At 68.4% G+C, this 1,987-nt stretch carries 1 pseudogene; it reads right to left on the bottom strand.

Annotated features, from left to right (window positions below):
- A pseudogene (locus tag HP499_RS23720) lies at positions 1-1,987 on the bottom strand (RHS repeat protein); the annotation flags it as partial.

The following is a 1,987-nucleotide window of genomic DNA, read 5'->3' as shown; positions in this document are numbered from 1 at the left end:
GGTCGACGTCGTAGGACAGTTCCGTGACCGCCCCGACCGGGTCAATGCTCTTCCACGGGCGGCCGCAGTGGTCGTACTCGAACCGGGTCACCGCCCCCGTCGGGGAGGTGATCGAGGTGATCTTCCCCGCAGCGTCACGGCCCAGGACCGTCAACCCGCCCTCACCATCGACCAACTCGACAGGATTGCCCGCACCGTCATACGTGATGAGTTCCGCGGACCCGTCCACGGACTCGATTTTCGTGGGCCGGCCGTACTCATCAAAACTCAACGTCGACGACGCGAAGGCGTCGGTCAGGGACGCCGTTCCGGCCGCCCGGTCGCTGACCGCCCCGGTCCGGACCCCGGTCGGATCCACGACGGCAGTCAGGGCACCGACCGTGTCGTACTCCCGCACCCAATCATGCCCGGCAGGGTCCGTCACCGAGACGAGCCGGGAGAGGTTGTCATGGGTGAAGCCCCACGACGCCCCGTCCGGCAACACCGCAGCCGTGAGGTTCCCCAGCTCATCAACCACCCGCTCCACGACCCGTCCGAGCGGGTCGGTGGTGCGGAACAGTTCCCCGTTGGGGGCGTACTCGAACACCGTCCGGCCCCCATCCGGGGCGAGCACCGCGGTGGTCCGGCCCGCGGTGTCGTGCTCGAACGCCCACACCGCCCCGTCCGGGTCCACCCGACGCACCAACACCCCGGCCTCGTCATAACCGAACCGGGTCTCAGCCCCCGAGGGGCTCACCGCCGTCACCGGACGGCCCGCCCGGTCCCGCACAATCCTCGCCACATCTCCGGCGGCGTTGGACGTTCCGGTCACGTCCCCGAACTCGTCGTACTCAAAACCAATCCTGACCCCGACCGGGTCAGTGACCTGGGTCAGGAGCCCGTCCCGCCACACCAGCTCGGTCCGGCCACCCAGCGGGTCAACGACCACGGACGGGTCCCGGGACAGCTCATCGGCGTACTCATAGGTCACGGTGGCACCGGAAGCGGTCACCAGGGTGGTGATACGGTCCTGCCCGTCCCACCCGTAGGTCAGGTCAGCGCCTTCCGGGGTCACGGTCCGGATCTTCCGGCCCCGGGTGTCGTAACCATGGACCGTGACCGCGCCGTCACGCTCGGTCAAAGACACCAGATTCGAGTGCCCGTCATAAGACATGGACTGGCGCCGGTCCTCGGCATCCAGCACCCCCACCAGGCGGCCCTTCGAATCAGCGACCCAGGAATTCGACCGGGACCCGTCCTCATCAGAGACCACCGTGACCCGGCCCGGCAAATACGCGAACCGCGTCCGCCGCCCATGCTGAGTGACCTGCATGATGACCCGGCCGGCCTCGTCATACGTGTTCTCGGCCTCCACCACACCCGCAGCAGAAACCACCGAGGCGATCAAGCCCTGCTCGTTCCACCCATACCTACGGGTGCCGGTCTCCGTGCCGACCGTGACCAAACGGCCCTCGGCGTCGTACCCGTACTCAACCCGGCGCCCATCCGATGAACGAACCACCCCGACAACACCGTCGACGTAGTCGATCTCCACAAACCGGCCCCGCACATGCACCAACCGGCACACCACACCCGGCACACCACCATCGACCGCTTCAGCGGCGGCGTCTGCGCTGGCACCCACGCCGGCGGGATCTCCAACATCGGACGCCGCAGCATCGGATACGGTCCCTAAGGGAGCACCACGGTGGGCGGAGATGGTCCGGCCGGGCCCTGCCCCGGTCCCGAGCCACACCCCGGCAGTGGTGTAAGCCCACCAACGGCCCTGGTTATCAGCCACGACCAGCACCTCGGTAACACCTGCGGGGACCGAGGTCAGCTCCGCCAACCACGGTTCCGCGACCGGGTGGCGGGTGAGCCAGTAGTTCTCCCCGACGGCGCGGGCCCAACCCGCACCCTCACGGGGGAAGTCCACCGCCCGGCCGTCGGCCATCACCCACCGGCACCCCTCATCAGTCAGGACCAGGTGCTGGTCCAGCACCGAAGC

Source organism: Paenarthrobacter sp. CM16 (assembly GCF_013179505.1).
Taxonomy (GTDB): domain Bacteria; phylum Actinomycetota; class Actinomycetes; order Actinomycetales; family Micrococcaceae; genus Arthrobacter.
This window is presented reverse-complemented; position numbering and strand designations above follow the sequence as displayed.